The following is a 12811-nucleotide window of genomic DNA, read 5'->3' on the forward strand; positions in this document are numbered from 1 at the left end:
GCGTGATTCGGCGTAAATAAAGCGAATCCCGGCCATCCGTAAGGTGGCCGGGATTTTTTCGTCTGCGACCTCCTCCTGGAGGGGAACGACTCAGACGCCGTTGCGTAGAAGTGATTCGGCCTCACGAAGCAGTTCCTCGCAGGCAGGCATGCCATTCGAGGCGATTCGCTTCGCTCTCGCGTCCAAATCGTAATCATGTTCCAGACGAGCCAAATAGTCGCCGGCATGCATGTCTGACACCAATCCATCGGCGTCGGAACGCCATTGCATGGCCTTTCTGGTCAAATCTCCTTCAATAAGCGGATACTCGATTATTAAAGACAAGGCGCGCAGCAGCTCCAAAGTGCCTTGCATGCATTCGGTATTGGCACAGTAATGCGGTACGGATACCCATATGGATGTTGTCGGAAAGCCCGCTTCGGCGGCGAAGGCGTCAAGGATGTTGGGGATGCCCACCGGACCGTTGTATTCCCTGTCGGATTCGCATTCGCAGCCGCTTTTGGAGATGTCAAGCGGCAATGGCCGTGTGTGCGGGCATTCATCGAACATGGAGCCAAGCGTGATGACATCACTTACGTCATAGTCTTCTGCGACACGTAGCGTCTGCCTGCAGTATTCCTCCCACCGGTAATTGGGTTCGGGTGCGATTTGCGCAAGCAGGTGCAGCATGGGGGAGACGGCAATGTCATAGAAAGTCGTTTGCGGCCAGATGATGCGCTTACGCCCCTGCACGGAGCAGATCATGGGCCGGGCCACCTGATAGTCGTAGAAACCTTCGTTGTCAATATGGCGCACTTCCTGCGACTCATACCGGGACACCAAATGACGGACGACGTTCGTGGCCGCTTGGCTTGCATCGTTCCATCCTTCGAATGCGGCGATAAGTATCGTCTTGGGCATTGCGCTCTCCTCACACATGCTTTTAATGTATACCGAAAACGGGTGGTGTGACACGCGCTTCAGCCATCGGTGAATACGAATAAACCAAACCGCGACACGCTGACTTGCAAATTACACGAATGTGGTTATAGTAGATACTCGTGCTCACGCAGTGAATCTGCTGAAGACATGCGGACATAGCTTAGTTGGTAAAGCGCAACCTTGCCAAGGTTGAGACCGCGGGTTCGAGTCCCGTTGTCCGCTCTAAGGTTCCGATTGATTATCGACCTTTATGGTGGGTTAGCCAAGCGGTTAGGCAGCGGCCTGCAAAGCCGTATAGACGAGTTCGACTCTCGTACCCACCTCGCATCATGTGAGATTAGTTTTCGCATGTTGACATGACCCGGGCGGTTGGCGCAGAGGTAGCGCACTTCCCTGACACGGAAGGGGTCACAAGTTCGAATCTTGTATCGCCCACTGGAGCATTGCTCCGTACAAATTAAGACTGGGTGATTGGCGCAGCGGCTAGCGCACTTCCTTCACACGGAAGGGGTCATAGGTTCGATTCCTATATCACCCACCGTTATCACAGCTCGGTTTTGCCGGGTTTTTGTTTCCATTCCTTTTCACGCTACTTCGTCAAATAAGAATGCAAGCATCGACGCGCCGGCAAAAACAGCGATCGACGAAAAACGATTCACCACATTACACAAGAATTGCCGATGAAAATACAGAGAATCAAACGAGAGAAGCATGACTTTTGCCAAACGCATTTCTAAAATGAGTATCGTAAACAAAAAAGAAAACAAACAAGACGCAAGGTGCGTCACAGCACACCAGCAAGAAAAGGAAACATCATGAACAAGAACAAGATCTTCTCCGCAATCATGCGTGGCTTCGAAGTCAGCGGCATCAACGCTCTGTCTTCGGCTGCCGGCTCCTCTTCCGTCAACGGCGCTCTGCAGGAAATCATCGACACCCGCCGCTGATTCGGACACCACACACTGAATCCTTCTTGAAAAAGCCTGGAACGCGATTAAAAAGCGTTCCAGGCTTTTTGTTCCCCGGCAAGCGGCTACAATTGCCTATTGTGAACGAGAGACAATTGAACCTCAACCAAGCGGTTAAGGATATGGGCCCCAACGAATTGAAAGCGTACGCCGAGCTGGGGCAGAAACAACACGATGAGGCGAACCGCGAACTGGAACGACGCTGGCGCAGCTACGATGACATGCTGCCGAAGGACGAATTCGTATCCATCATCGACAAGAACGAACGGTAAATACCGTTCACAGTGTATGATTCGTGACCATGCCGGCCACAATACCGGCCAATTGCAAGGGGAGAGGGTAGAATGACAGCTATGACTGATCCGATTCCAAGCGCAGGCGAAACGACCATCATTGGTCTTCCTGCTATCACTGTACCGGTTACTTCCACCGGAGACCGTCCTCTGACGAAGGAGGACCTCAATACGATCATGCGTCTGGCCGACGGCACGGCGCTCCTGATTTCCACCAGGGGAGCGGTGTCCGGCTCGCGTTATCTCCTCGACGAGGACGAGATCACCGTGGGACGCGACCCGAGTTCCGATATCCTGCTGGACGATTCCACCGTCTCCCGCACGCACGCGGTGTTCCGCAGGATTAACGGAAATTATTCGGTGATTGACGCCGGCAGCCTGAACGGCACATACGTGAACCGTCAACGAGTGGATAGCCAGGAACTGAAGAACGGCGACGAAATCATTCTGGGCAAGTTCCGTCTCGTATATTTCACCAACAAGGCCGTCATTGCCTAATGAAACGCCCGATGCGGGATAAACTGTGAGTAACGGTTTTCCTTCAATCGCCTATGGGCTCCGAATGGAAGCTCATAGGCGATTGTTTTATGGCGTGTAGGAGAAGACAATGGACGGCGAGGCAGAACCAACAATGCGGTTGCATCTGCACGTGTCGCACGCGGTGCAGGGGGAGTTGTTCCCCTCCGCGGACGCGCAGCCCGTCACACGGGGCTATCGTGGTACGGTCGCGTCAAAAGTGGCGGGTATCACGTACCGCCAGCTTGACTATTGGGCGCGTAAACAGATAGTGGAACCATCCATCACCCCGTCGCACGGATCCGGCTCACGCAGATTGTATTCGTTCAAAGATGTGGTGATTCTTGCCGTTTCCAAAAGATTGCTGGATGCCGGAATCAATCTGCAGAACGTGACCACCGCCATCGGCTTCCTCGCGCAGCGCACGCCCGAACAGTTGGCCGGCATCATCATCATGTGCGATGGGCAGAATGTGCATGAGTGCACGGACAGCGAACAGATGGTGGCTCTGCTCCAAAGCGGCAGAGCTGTGTTCGGGGTGTCCGTCGGATCGCTATGGCATCAGATCAAAGAGGCTCTAGAACATGAGGAATACGTCGATTTGACGAAGACGCCGGCATCGACAGACACCAATAGGCCAATCGACGACATTGCCGCGATACGTATGAGAAAGAAGCTGGAATCGCGACGCAAATCCCGCGCAGCAGCCTGATCGCATACAATTGGTACGATTCAGCCCGGAACGTTCGAACGATATAACCCGCAGGGGAGTAGCGCATGCTTGATATTCTGCCGGCACTGTTGTGGATCATAGCCGCCGTCATCGCAGTGAACATTTGTTTGATTACTGCGATTCGAGGCAATCTGTTTTCCAAAAAACACCGCGATGTGCATCCGGTGCGTTGGTCGATCATCGCGCTGCATTTCACCTCATTGGTCATTGGCGCGTTGCCATATCCGGCATATGCGATGTTCAGGTCGGATTTCTCGGAGAGGTTCCAGCGTTTCTACGAACATGTCGGATGGCCATCGGCTGCGGTGATGGTCATGCTGATCGCAGCGGAACTTGTTTTCATGTATCTTCAGGCCCGAAACGGCATGCACAGAGAGATGGAGCGGAAGCTCAATCAGGCCGTCAAATAGAAATCTGACATAACGTACATTATCGGCTTTTCAGAAATGACGTTTTTCCAGGCTTAAGGAAGCGTCAAACACGCGGTTCTGACATAACGGCCTCCGTCACTCAATAAATAAAAACGTGGTTGCTGCCACGATATTGCGACAGCAACCACGTAACTGGCCTACAGCGTTTCCGTTTACGGACTCAGGCGAAATACTCCTCGACGGCCTGCGCGAGTTCATCTACCGAATCCAGAATACGGTATGCGCCATGGGCTTTGAGCTCTCCGGGCTCCGCATAGCCCCAGCCACAGCCGAGGCAGTCCAAACCGCACGCCTTGGCGCCGTCGGCATCGGTCCAACGGTCGCCGACCATCAGTGCCTTATCTCCTGCGTTCTCGTCGAAATCGATGTGCTGGAAAGCCCAACGGATCACTTGGTCCTTGTCAAGACGGGAATTGTCCTCGCTGGCACCGTAGATGCCGTCGACCATGGTGTCCAAGTGGAAATGCTCGCAAATCGGAATGCATTGGTATTGCGGCTTGCAGCTGGCAATCGCCAGATAGTATCCGTCGGCACGCAGTTTGGCGAGCTGCTCCGGAATACCTTGGTAAATCGTGTTGTTCAGGCGGCCGGGGACTTTCTGTCCGGGATTGTTCGGGTCGTCGAACACGGCCTCGTCGGCGTAATACTTGCGGTAAATCCTCACGCCTTCGTCAAGCTTGTCATCCGGAATGCCGTTGCGTTGCATCGATTCGCTGATGGCCGGTCCAATGAAACGATGCAATTCGGCATCGTCCGGCACCGGATATCCCATCTCTTCGAACGCCTTGACAACGCAGCCAATGATTCCTGGATCGGATTTCGTCAGTGTGCCATCGAGGTCAAGCAGAACGACTTTCTTCGGATGTTCGGACATGGATCTGATTCTCCCCTTGGCTGTGTGCTATAAGAATTGATGACAGAAACAATTATGCCCGGTCTCAATGACCGGGCATTCGTTCAAGTGTCGTTCAACTGCAGGTCACTCGTAGTCCGGGAACCATCCGTCACGATGCATTTGCAGACGCTTCTCCAGCAAAGCCTTCAGTTCGTCTTCGGTACGACGTTCCATGAGCATGTCCCAGTGCGTGCGTGTCGGCTTGGCGATTTCATCAGCCTCGTCGTCATTGTCTCCTTCACGGTGCGCGACGGCGCCGCAGCGGCACTCCCACTCATCTGGGAATTCTGCGCCCTCAGCGAACGGCAGAATCGTACGATGGCCTTTCGGACACACGTATGCGACGTCGGTTCGCGCCGCAAAATCCACATTGTCATCGGATTCAAGCGACTTTGCACCGATGCTCATGCCTCGCAGGCTACGTTCCGCCATATTGCTTTTGCCTCCTTGATTATCTGCTTACTCTAAGCTACAAAACACTTCGGACGTGTCACTTATTCCCGGCGTCCGCGAAAACCGATCTCCCGATTGCGCACATGCTCAGTCGACACCTGAATAGGCGACGATGCCACGGTTGACGTTCTCGTACGCCTGTTTCGCGATCGGAGCGAGCGTTTCGGCGCGTTTACCCAGGTATGGTCCGGCCACGGCGATCTGCTGCAACACGTCGGCGAGACGTTTGCATCCGCGTACGAAATCGCCGCCGGTCAAATCGGTGCCGTACAGCACACGCGACAGGCTTTCGCCCTGAGCCCATTCGTAGACGACATCGGTGATGCCGAAATCAAGTTGGCGCGGCTCGTCGAGGGCATAGTCCTCACACAGCATGGCAATCGACGCGTGCACGCCTTTGAGCTGCGCCGCACAGACGGCGACGTTCCCCTGCATTCCTCCGGGATAATGGCGCGGCTCTCCCCCGCTGCCTCTGCGTGGCTCGTAAATCAACGACATGACGGCGCTGGCCAGCTCCGTCGCATCGAGTCCGTCGAACGCGCCATCATCGATCGCCTGGGCAAGCACCAAATCAAGCTCGCTGTACAAGTGCCGCAACAGCTGTCCACGTTCGGTAAGCCGGTAATCGATATGTTCTTTTGCGCCTTCATCAAGCCGATCGAGGTATCCGAGCTCGTTCAGCACATTGCAGATGCGGTCGAATTGACGTGCCACGGAGCCGGTGCGTGAATCGTAGCGGTGCTGCACACGTTCCAATTCACGCATTTCACGCGCCCACCGATGCCCCCATTTGAGATGCTTCTGAATATCGGGGCATTTGCGGCAGGGATGGTCCCTGTCTTTTTCGCGAAGCTCCGCGATACGCCTGTCAAGGTCTTTGAACGCTTCGCTTCGCGCCTTCTGCGTGCGGAACACCTCGTGCTTGAGTTTGCGTCGTTCGTTCTTTTCCAAGTCGCTCAAGCGCATGCGCAGCCGCATGAACTCCTTGAAGTCGCCGAACTCACAATCGAACGCCCGTTCGTATCCGTCCAACGCTTTGCGCAACGTATCCATCTGCGCTTCAAGCTGCCAGGCGGATTCGTTGGCCTCCCATTGCGCGAAGGAATGGTCAAGCGTGATGCGAGCGGTCTCGTAATCGCTGGAATTAAGCAGGTTGACGGCCATGTTGAACGTCGGTTTGAAACTGGAGTGCAGCGGGTACACGCGCTTGCTGGACAGCGCGGCGGCAGTGGCGGGAATGAAGCCATGATGGTCCACAACCACCGCATGGCCGATGGTGTCGATGCCACGTCGGCCAGCGCGTCCGGTAAGCTGGGTGAACTCCCCTGGCGTCAATCCGACATGCCCGGTCCCATCGAATTTCTCAAGTTTTTCCACCACCACGCACCGTGCCGGCATGTTGATGCCCAAGGCAAGTGTTTCCGTGGCGAAGACGACCTTCACCAGCCCCTCTTCGAACAATCGTTCGACAATTTGGCGGAAGAGCGCCACCATGCCAGCATGATGCGGCGCGAATCCTTCCTCCAAGGCGAAGCGGAACTGCGAGAAATGCAAAGCCTTCAAATCCTCTTGACTGAGTTGGCCTTCGACCATCTCATCGACGATACGGCGGATGCGACGCACCTCGTCATCAGTGGTGAGTTCGAGTCCGGCGTTGATGCATTGTTCGACGGCCTGATCGCATCCGTTGCGGGAGAAGATGAAATAGATGCCCGGCAGGATGCCGAGGAAATTCAATTCATCAATCACGGCCCAACGACGTGGCGTATGGCGTTCGGGTCTGCGGGAATGGTCGTTCCATTTGCCGCCCTTGCCGCCCTTTCGTCTGTCGGGGCGCTGCTCTCCCCTACGTTTCGCGGCCTTGCGGTCGAGCTGATCGAGCCTGCTCACCAGCTGGGCGTTGAGCTTGTCTGTCTGATTGCCGTCTTTATCACGTCGATACAGGTCGATGAGTTCCGGTTCGGTGTGGTCGTCCGCCTGAACAAGCACATGCTGTTCCAACGGCACGGGCCGTTTTTCGGACACCACCAGCGTGGTGTCGCCACGGACCGATTCAATCCATTTGGAGAAGTCCTCGACATTCGACACGGTTGCGGACAGGCCGATGATTCTCACGCTTTGGGGCAGGTGGATGATCACTTCCTCCCACACCGGCCCGCGGAAACGGTCGGCGAGATAGTGCACCTCGTCAAGAATCACGTAACGCAAGGCGTCAAGCGTCATGGAATGCTCGTAGAGCATGTTGCGCAGGACCTCGGTGGTCATGACCACGATGTCGGCTTCGGAGTTGATGGACGTGTCGCCGGTAAGCAGGCCGACTCTGTCCGGCCCGTACGTTTCGACCAGATCATGGTATTTCTGATTGCTCAACGCTTTGATTGGCGTGGTGTAGAACGCTTTGACGTTACGCTCTTGGGCCAGATAGATCGCGAAATCAGCCACGACCGTCTTGCCGGCTCCGGTGGGCGCGGCGACGAGCACATTGTCGCCGGCTTCCAACGCATCATTGGCTTTGACTTGGAAATCGTCCAATTCGAATGGCATGGACCGTGCGAAACGAGACGAGACCGATTGGCGTTTGGCCTGCGTCTGTTTGAACGCCGCATAGCGTTGCGCGGGAGATAGGGCTGTGGTCATCTCGGCATCGTATGTGCCGGTGTCGTTATTGCCATGTCGACGATGATGAGTCATGGTTCCTTTTCGAATCAGTCGTTGGAATGTTTCCACTGCGCCCACTGCCGGGCATGACGGACGCGCTTTTCCTCACGGCGGCTGATGACTTCGGCATGAGCGTCGATATAACGATTGGCCGCGTCCTCAAGTGGACGTGTGAAGAACGGGGACGTGTTCTCCTTTGGTTGCGGCAACGGCTCGGACATGGCCTCGAAACGTTTGGACATGCGTCCGCCTACTTTGATGGCATCTTTGAACGCATGATATCCGCGGATGCATGCGTATGCGCCGCCGCCGACCAGCATCGTCAGCATGAACAGGACGAGTACCAGCCAAATCCACCAAGGCATAGCGCCTCCCCCGTCAGTCTTCGTTCTCTCGGTCGCCGACGCTCAGCTCATGCTGTGCTCGGGCGATGATCATCGTGCGCAACGTCTCCGGCGCGACGGCAGTAATATGACGGGCGTGCGCGATGCAGAACGCGACATACCAGGAATCGGAAGACACAATCAGATGCACCTTCTCGCCTTCGCCGCATTTCTCGACGGTGGCTCCCGACAGGCTGTCGATGAACGACAGGTCGTCCTGATTGGTTATGAACACGGCAGGTGTGCCATTGTCGAAACTCCACTTGCGCAGTTCGGATGCGGGCACGTCCGGAATGTCCACTTTTTCAGTGGGCTCGACCAGCTCCGCATGCTCGATGCGGGAGATGCGAAGCACCTGCCAGATACGAGGCTTGCCAGTAGCCTTGTTGATGGTCGTATCCGTCTTGACGAACTTCATCTTGTCCGCGGGCGCCGCGTTGGACACGTCGGTCCATACCGCCACGTAGTAAACGCCTTCGTCGACAAAAATCTTGTCTGGCGCCACTAGCTTGCGCTGTATACGGCCCGCACCGTCCGTATATTCCATGTCGAGCAGCATGCCTTTGGAGATGGCGCTCTTGACGATGGAGAAGTTCCTTGGTTCCATCTCGTATCCGGTCAGGCTCAGCCACGGCATGTCGCCAGGCTTGACGTGCTGGCGCAGTCGGCTGTACAGCGATTCCGCCTGCTCACGCAGCTTGTCCGGAAGCAAAGAGGAGTGGGCGAGATAGCTCACCGATGCGGTCAGCATGCTCAGGTACTGCTGGGAAATGCCGGCAAGGCGTTCAAGCCCCAGCGAATTCGTGGCGGAGACGATGCCTTCCGCGTCAAGCAAGGACCAATCGATATCGAAGAACTGGCTTCCGGCCATCTCGCCATCATCGGACACCGTGGTCAACGTGTTGATGTCCTTATGAATGATGTTGACGAACTTCTTCAATTCGTCATCGGACTTCGGCCTGCCGATGAATCGTTCCGCAAGTTCTTCAAGAGAGTATTCCTCACCCATGTGGGCGGACAGGAACAGCATCAGGCGAAGACGCCGATCGACCTCACTACCGGTCTGGAACGCGGAGTTCTTCTTCGGACGGCCCTTGCCTTCCTCGGTATCATCCTCATCAGTGCTGTTGCGGTTGATTTCCGGAGACACCACGGTGGAGCTGTCGGTGCCGGTGGATTCATCGGCCGGCACGAACTGCGTGGCCGCATGCAGCCGGCGGTTGAACGCGTCGACAGCCTCCTGAGGGCTCACTATGGACGCACCCGAATGAGACAGCACGAACATGGCCAGATCATCGGAGTCGGCGTAGGCGACATTGAGATGCTCGCCATCAACATCCACAGTGGCGGCGAAACGTCGCTGATCGACCACTTTGACCAGCTCGTCGGGAATGGATTGCGTGCCAAGACCCGGCGCGATGGAATCCAAGCCAAGTCCTGGAATCGGCGTCTGCGGCACGCGCGGCGCGGTACGGGAAGCGTGCTGGGGTTCGTGCGCAGGAGCCGAGGAAATCGACATGGAGCGCGCAAGGTAATTCGCAGCGGCAAGAATCGGCAGATCCTCGTCGCCGAACAGCAGACGCACGCGCGGCTCATCGCCAAGCTGCAGACGGTAGGAAGCGAAATCCTGCCCTTCTGACTTGGAGGAATATTCCGGCTGCCTTGATTCGATGGCGATGCCCATGGCGGCGAGCTTGGCGCGGTCACGCTGGAATTGCTTGGCGAAGGCGGCCTTCGCCGCTTGATCGGCGAGCTCTCCGTACGAATCGGCATACGCCTTCACACGTTGCGCGATCTGACGTGAGGTAAGCCATTGCGGAAAGGCTGAGGAGAGCACAGCCAACACATCAAGCTCATGCTTGCCCCATTTGTCGGAAAAACGTCGCCTACCGTTACTTCCCTCAGCCATTAGTCCTCACGTCTCGTTAACGTTTCTTTTTAAGTGCTTGGCCTCGTAAGCCGCACACAACATTCTATGATAGAGGTTTTTTAAGCGATTTGTGCCTATTTCACGAAAAAACATCGTTTTCGTGTTGCATGGCCGTCCAAAATCAGACCCAATCGTCCGGTTCCACGCCCTGCGGGCCGACATATTCGCCATTCGGCACATAGCTTGGTTCGCCTTGATCCTCCAGTCGCGCGTCGCTAAACAGCATCACATCCCTGCCGAAGGTCCAATCGCCATCGATATCAACGGATTTCGCCGCGGCGAGCGAAGGCACACCGTATGGGAAACGGGCATCGAAATCGTGGATGTTCTTGTAATAGCGCGCGTCCAAATGGACGTCGGGGAAGATGTAGTTGCCGTCTTCCATCTCGTACTGGTCCGTCAGATGGAATCGGTCGGACCGCATGATGAACAAATCGTCAGTGGTCTTCACCGGCAGGAAACGCATACGGTCGACGCATACGCAGGTCGCGCCATCGAAAAGCGACACCGCGGCTCCCATGGCGGTCTCCAGCTGAATGACCGGCTCGCTGGTCGGATCGGTCGGGTCGACCGTCTTCTTATTGCGGATTACCGGAAGGGGAAGCACGCCGTCATAGGATGCGAGTTTCGCTTTCAGCGCATCGATACGCACCCAAATGCTGTTCGTGTTGAAGTACGGATGCTTGTCGATGTTCTGCGCGTCGTCCTTGTCGTCTGGATGGACCTGGCTCATCTCACGCAGCATCAGACGGCCCGTGGCCTTGTCTCGCACGATGTGGCCGCCCTTACGATCGGCTGGGGTGCGTTTGGCGACCTCGATCATGAACGGTGCGCCCGTATTCTCGAAATGCTGCGCAAGCGTACGGGAGGGACGCGCGCCCAGGTTGTCGGAATTGGAGATGAAAAGGTATTTGAACCCCTGCGCCTCAAGCGCGTCAAGCAGACCGGATTCCCAAATGGTGGAGAACAGGTCGCCGTGGCCCGGCGGGCACCATTCGAGTTCCGGATTGGCCGGGAAGCTGACGGGCATTCCCGTTTCCACGCTGATCTTCGGCTCCTGATGCTGGATGATTTCCATCGGGATGTCTTCCTGATGGAATTTCTTATTGGTCTGCAGCACCTTCATGGTGTCTTTGGAGGTACGGAAGGAGTTCATCAGAGTCAATGGCAGATCGACGCCAAGTCTGGTCCGCGCGGTCAACACCTGTCCGATGATGATGTCGATGAAACGCATCTGCCGTGCCTTGTGGCGACGTACCGGCAGCAGCGACTTGGCGCAATCGAGTCCCATCGAAGTGCCAAGACCGCCGTTAAGCTTCAGGAACGCCGTTTTGGCGAACGCGTCAACGGCCTTGTCGTGATTGATGGTCTCATACACGTCATGGAAGCTGGGAACGCTGACGAGCGGTTCGACCTCGTCCTCACGAATCCAACTGCTGGCCTCCTCATTGCGCCAGACCTCGTACAGACGACGGAACTGGGCGATGGCCATGTCGGTCATTCCGTGCTTCCGCATCTTCGCGGCAGAGTATTCGAATACGTCCTCAGTCAATGTCTCTCCCTTTCGAACGGGCGTTGTTATTCGATGCGCTTATGCCATAATACGACATTCCGCCAAAATCGGGGGCATTTAGACACAGAACCAACATGAACTTCCGGTGGAGCAATTGCCGGAAAACCCTCAAATATCCGAAGCCAAACTCTCCGGAATGGATGCGACTCGCTTTCCGACACGATGTGTTTGAAAAACCGTAGAGATTATGCTATGTTTCATATTCGGTGCTTTTCGCACCGTTCGGACCATAGCGCAGTTTGGTAGCGCACTTGACTGGGGGTCAAGGGGTCGCGGGTTCAAATCCCGCTGGTCCGACCAAGAAAGCCCGTCGTTCCGCCGTTTTCCACGGCATCGAAACGGCGGGTTTTTCGTTATGTTTGGGCAGGTTTGGGCAGTGAACTGCGGCATACAGCCCCTCAGAATGGCATCTATCGGAGCCGGAAGCCGGACGTCAGGACGGTCTTGAGCGCATGCAAATATGTAGCCTGCGATATTTTTCATGTTTCTTGCCGTTTAATGCGATTAACGCATGGGTTCAGAGAGGTGATTCGGTTTGCAGCAGAACGACACGCAGCCACAGTTCGACGACGTCGACGAATTCGCCCATGTGTTCGATTCAACGCTTCCCGAAGATGAATGGAAGATTCGATTGCCCCGCGAGCTTGGCTTGGAAGCCCGCGAACGCGCTCGGCATGATGGCATCACGCTTACCGAATTGACCCGCAGGGCACTCTTGTCCGACGATTCCGATGGCTGTTCAGACGCGGTCGGCATCGGGCGCATGCCAAAGAACAGCGACGGGCGCAAACAGCTTGGCGACGAATGGAAGATCAAACTCCCCTACGCCATAGGCCATAAGGCGCGGGCCAAGGCCAAGCAGGACGGCATTTCATTAAGCTCGCTCGCGCGCAGAGCCATAACGGGGTATCTCAGAACACGCAACCAGGATGAACATCCTCTGTTCTGACGCTGTCGGCCTAAGCTGTGCGTAAAGGAAAGCAAAAGCCGGCAACGACCCAGATTCAATAAGGCAGATGGGCGTGCGCCATGGTCTGAACCAGGCGCACGCCCATCT

13 protein-coding genes and 5 tRNA genes are annotated in these 12811 nt (G+C 55.9%); 11 read left to right on the top strand and 7 right to left on the bottom strand.

From position 1 onward, the window contains the following. Positions 1 to 90: 90 nt before the first annotated feature. Entirely contained in the window at positions 91 to 918 is an 828-nt protein-coding gene (locus KSX58_RS04470; protein WP_003809232.1) for a PAC2 family protein, read from the bottom strand. Between the two features lie 152 nt (positions 919 to 1070). Here KSX58_RS04470 and KSX58_RS04475 point away from each other — a divergent pair. From KSX58_RS04475 to KSX58_RS04510, 9 genes are all read left to right on the top strand, one after another. Next, positions 1071 to 1143: transfer RNA gene (locus tag KSX58_RS04475), tRNA-Gly, on the top strand. Between the two features lie 30 nt (positions 1144 to 1173). After that, positions 1174 to 1244: transfer RNA gene (locus KSX58_RS04480), tRNA-Cys, on the top strand. A 40-nt stretch (positions 1245 to 1284) separates the two neighbouring features. Further along, positions 1285 to 1356 (top strand) — tRNA-Val (locus KSX58_RS04485). 30 nt (positions 1357 to 1386) lie between these two features. Further along, positions 1387 to 1459: transfer RNA gene (locus KSX58_RS04490), tRNA-Val, on the top strand. A 277-nt stretch (positions 1460 to 1736) separates the two neighbouring features. Continuing rightward, a complete protein-coding gene (locus KSX58_RS10545) occupies positions 1737 to 1868 on the top strand; it encodes a hypothetical protein (RefSeq protein WP_003809244.1) in 132 nt (43 codons plus the stop codon). A gap of 101 nt (positions 1869 to 1969) precedes the next feature. Beyond that, a complete protein-coding gene (locus KSX58_RS04495; RefSeq protein ID WP_035010987.1) occupies positions 1970 to 2161 on the top strand; it encodes a hypothetical protein in 192 nt (63 codons plus the stop codon). An 81-nt stretch (positions 2162 to 2242) separates the two neighbouring features. Continuing rightward, positions 2243 to 2680, top strand: a complete 438-nt coding sequence (locus tag KSX58_RS04500; RefSeq protein WP_003809247.1) for an FHA domain-containing protein — start codon at positions 2243 to 2245, stop codon at positions 2678 to 2680. 109 nt (positions 2681 to 2789) lie between these two features. After that, positions 2790 to 3410, top strand: a complete 621-nt coding sequence (locus tag KSX58_RS04505) for a MerR family transcriptional regulator (RefSeq protein WP_035010989.1) — start codon at positions 2790 to 2792, stop codon at positions 3408 to 3410. A 65-nt stretch (positions 3411 to 3475) separates the two neighbouring features. After that, positions 3476 to 3841 carry a hypothetical protein gene (locus KSX58_RS04510; protein ID WP_217735736.1) on the top strand — a complete coding sequence of 122 codons (366 nt, stop codon included), beginning with the start codon at positions 3476 to 3478 and terminating at the stop codon, positions 3839 to 3841. 181 nt (positions 3842 to 4022) lie between these two features. Here the strand turns inward: KSX58_RS04510 and KSX58_RS04515 are convergent, their stop codons facing one another. From KSX58_RS04515 to KSX58_RS04540, 6 genes are all read right to left on the bottom strand, one after another. Next, positions 4023 to 4736, bottom strand: coding sequence for an HAD hydrolase-like protein (locus KSX58_RS04515; RefSeq protein WP_003809254.1), 714 nt, complete (start codon positions 4734 to 4736; stop codon positions 4023 to 4025). Positions 4737 to 4841: 105 nt separating this feature from the next. Next, positions 4842 to 5189 (bottom strand): RNA polymerase-binding protein RbpA, encoded by a 348-nt coding sequence (locus KSX58_RS04520; protein ID WP_003809256.1) that lies wholly within the window; start codon positions 5187 to 5189, stop codon positions 4842 to 4844. 108 nt (positions 5190 to 5297) lie between these two features. Continuing rightward, on the bottom strand, positions 5298 to 7901 hold the full coding sequence (locus tag KSX58_RS04525; RefSeq protein ID WP_034984390.1) for an RNA helicase: 2604 nt from the start codon (positions 7899 to 7901) through the stop codon (positions 5298 to 5300). Positions 7902 to 7915: 14 nt separating this feature from the next. Beyond that, positions 7916 to 8233: a hypothetical protein gene (locus tag KSX58_RS04530; protein WP_003809260.1), complete on the bottom strand. Its 318-nt coding sequence runs from the start codon at positions 8231 to 8233 to the stop codon at positions 7916 to 7918. Between the two features lie 13 nt (positions 8234 to 8246). Continuing rightward, positions 8247 to 10160: a YafY family protein gene (locus KSX58_RS04535; RefSeq protein ID WP_039775135.1), complete on the bottom strand. Its 1914-nt coding sequence runs from the start codon at positions 10158 to 10160 to the stop codon at positions 8247 to 8249. Between the two features lie 142 nt (positions 10161 to 10302). Continuing rightward, positions 10303 to 11697, bottom strand: coding sequence for a UTP--glucose-1-phosphate uridylyltransferase (locus KSX58_RS04540; protein ID WP_046999715.1), 1395 nt, complete (start codon positions 11695 to 11697; stop codon positions 10303 to 10305). A 280-nt stretch (positions 11698 to 11977) separates the two neighbouring features. Between KSX58_RS04540 and KSX58_RS04545 the strand changes: the two genes are divergently transcribed. After that, a tRNA-Pro gene (locus KSX58_RS04545) sits at positions 11978 to 12054 on the top strand. Between the two features lie 235 nt (positions 12055 to 12289). Then, a complete protein-coding gene (locus tag KSX58_RS04550; protein WP_217735735.1) occupies positions 12290 to 12703 on the top strand; it encodes a hypothetical protein in 414 nt (137 codons plus the stop codon). The last annotated feature ends 108 nt before the right edge of the window (positions 12704 to 12811 follow it).

It is taken from the genome of Bifidobacterium sp. MSK.17.10 (genome assembly GCF_019129655.1).
GTDB classification, from domain to species: domain Bacteria; phylum Actinomycetota; class Actinomycetes; order Actinomycetales; family Bifidobacteriaceae; genus Bifidobacterium; species Bifidobacterium adolescentis.

Coding starts and splice junctions, on each gene's coding strand:
- KSX58_RS04525 (WP_034984390.1), bottom strand. CDS start 7,901: ATGACTCATCATCGTCGACATGGCAATAACGACACCGGCACATACGAT.
- KSX58_RS04515 (WP_003809254.1), bottom strand. CDS start 4,736: ATGTCCGAACATCCGAAGAAAGTCGTTCTGCTTGACCTCGATGGCACA.
- KSX58_RS10545 (WP_003809244.1), top strand. CDS start 1,737: ATGAACAAGAACAAGATCTTCTCCGCAATCATGCGTGGCTTCGAAGTC.
- KSX58_RS04535 (WP_039775135.1), bottom strand. CDS start 10,160: ATGGCTGAGGGAAGTAACGGTAGGCGACGTTTTTCCGACAAATGGGGC.
- KSX58_RS04540 (WP_046999715.1), bottom strand. CDS start 11,697: ATGCGGAAGCACGGAATGACCGACATGGCCATCGCCCAGTTCCGTCGT.
- KSX58_RS04510 (WP_217735736.1), top strand. CDS start 3,476: ATGCTTGATATTCTGCCGGCACTGTTGTGGATCATAGCCGCCGTCATC.
- KSX58_RS04505 (WP_035010989.1), top strand. CDS start 2,790: ATGGACGGCGAGGCAGAACCAACAATGCGGTTGCATCTGCACGTGTCG.
- KSX58_RS04500 (WP_003809247.1), top strand. CDS start 2,243: ATGACTGATCCGATTCCAAGCGCAGGCGAAACGACCATCATTGGTCTT.
- KSX58_RS04520 (WP_003809256.1), bottom strand. CDS start 5,189: ATGGCGGAACGTAGCCTGCGAGGCATGAGCATCGGTGCAAAGTCGCTT.
- KSX58_RS04470 (WP_003809232.1), bottom strand. CDS start 918: ATGTGTGAGGAGAGCGCAATGCCCAAGACGATACTTATCGCCGCATTC.
- KSX58_RS04530 (WP_003809260.1), bottom strand. CDS start 8,233: ATGCCTTGGTGGATTTGGCTGGTACTCGTCCTGTTCATGCTGACGATG.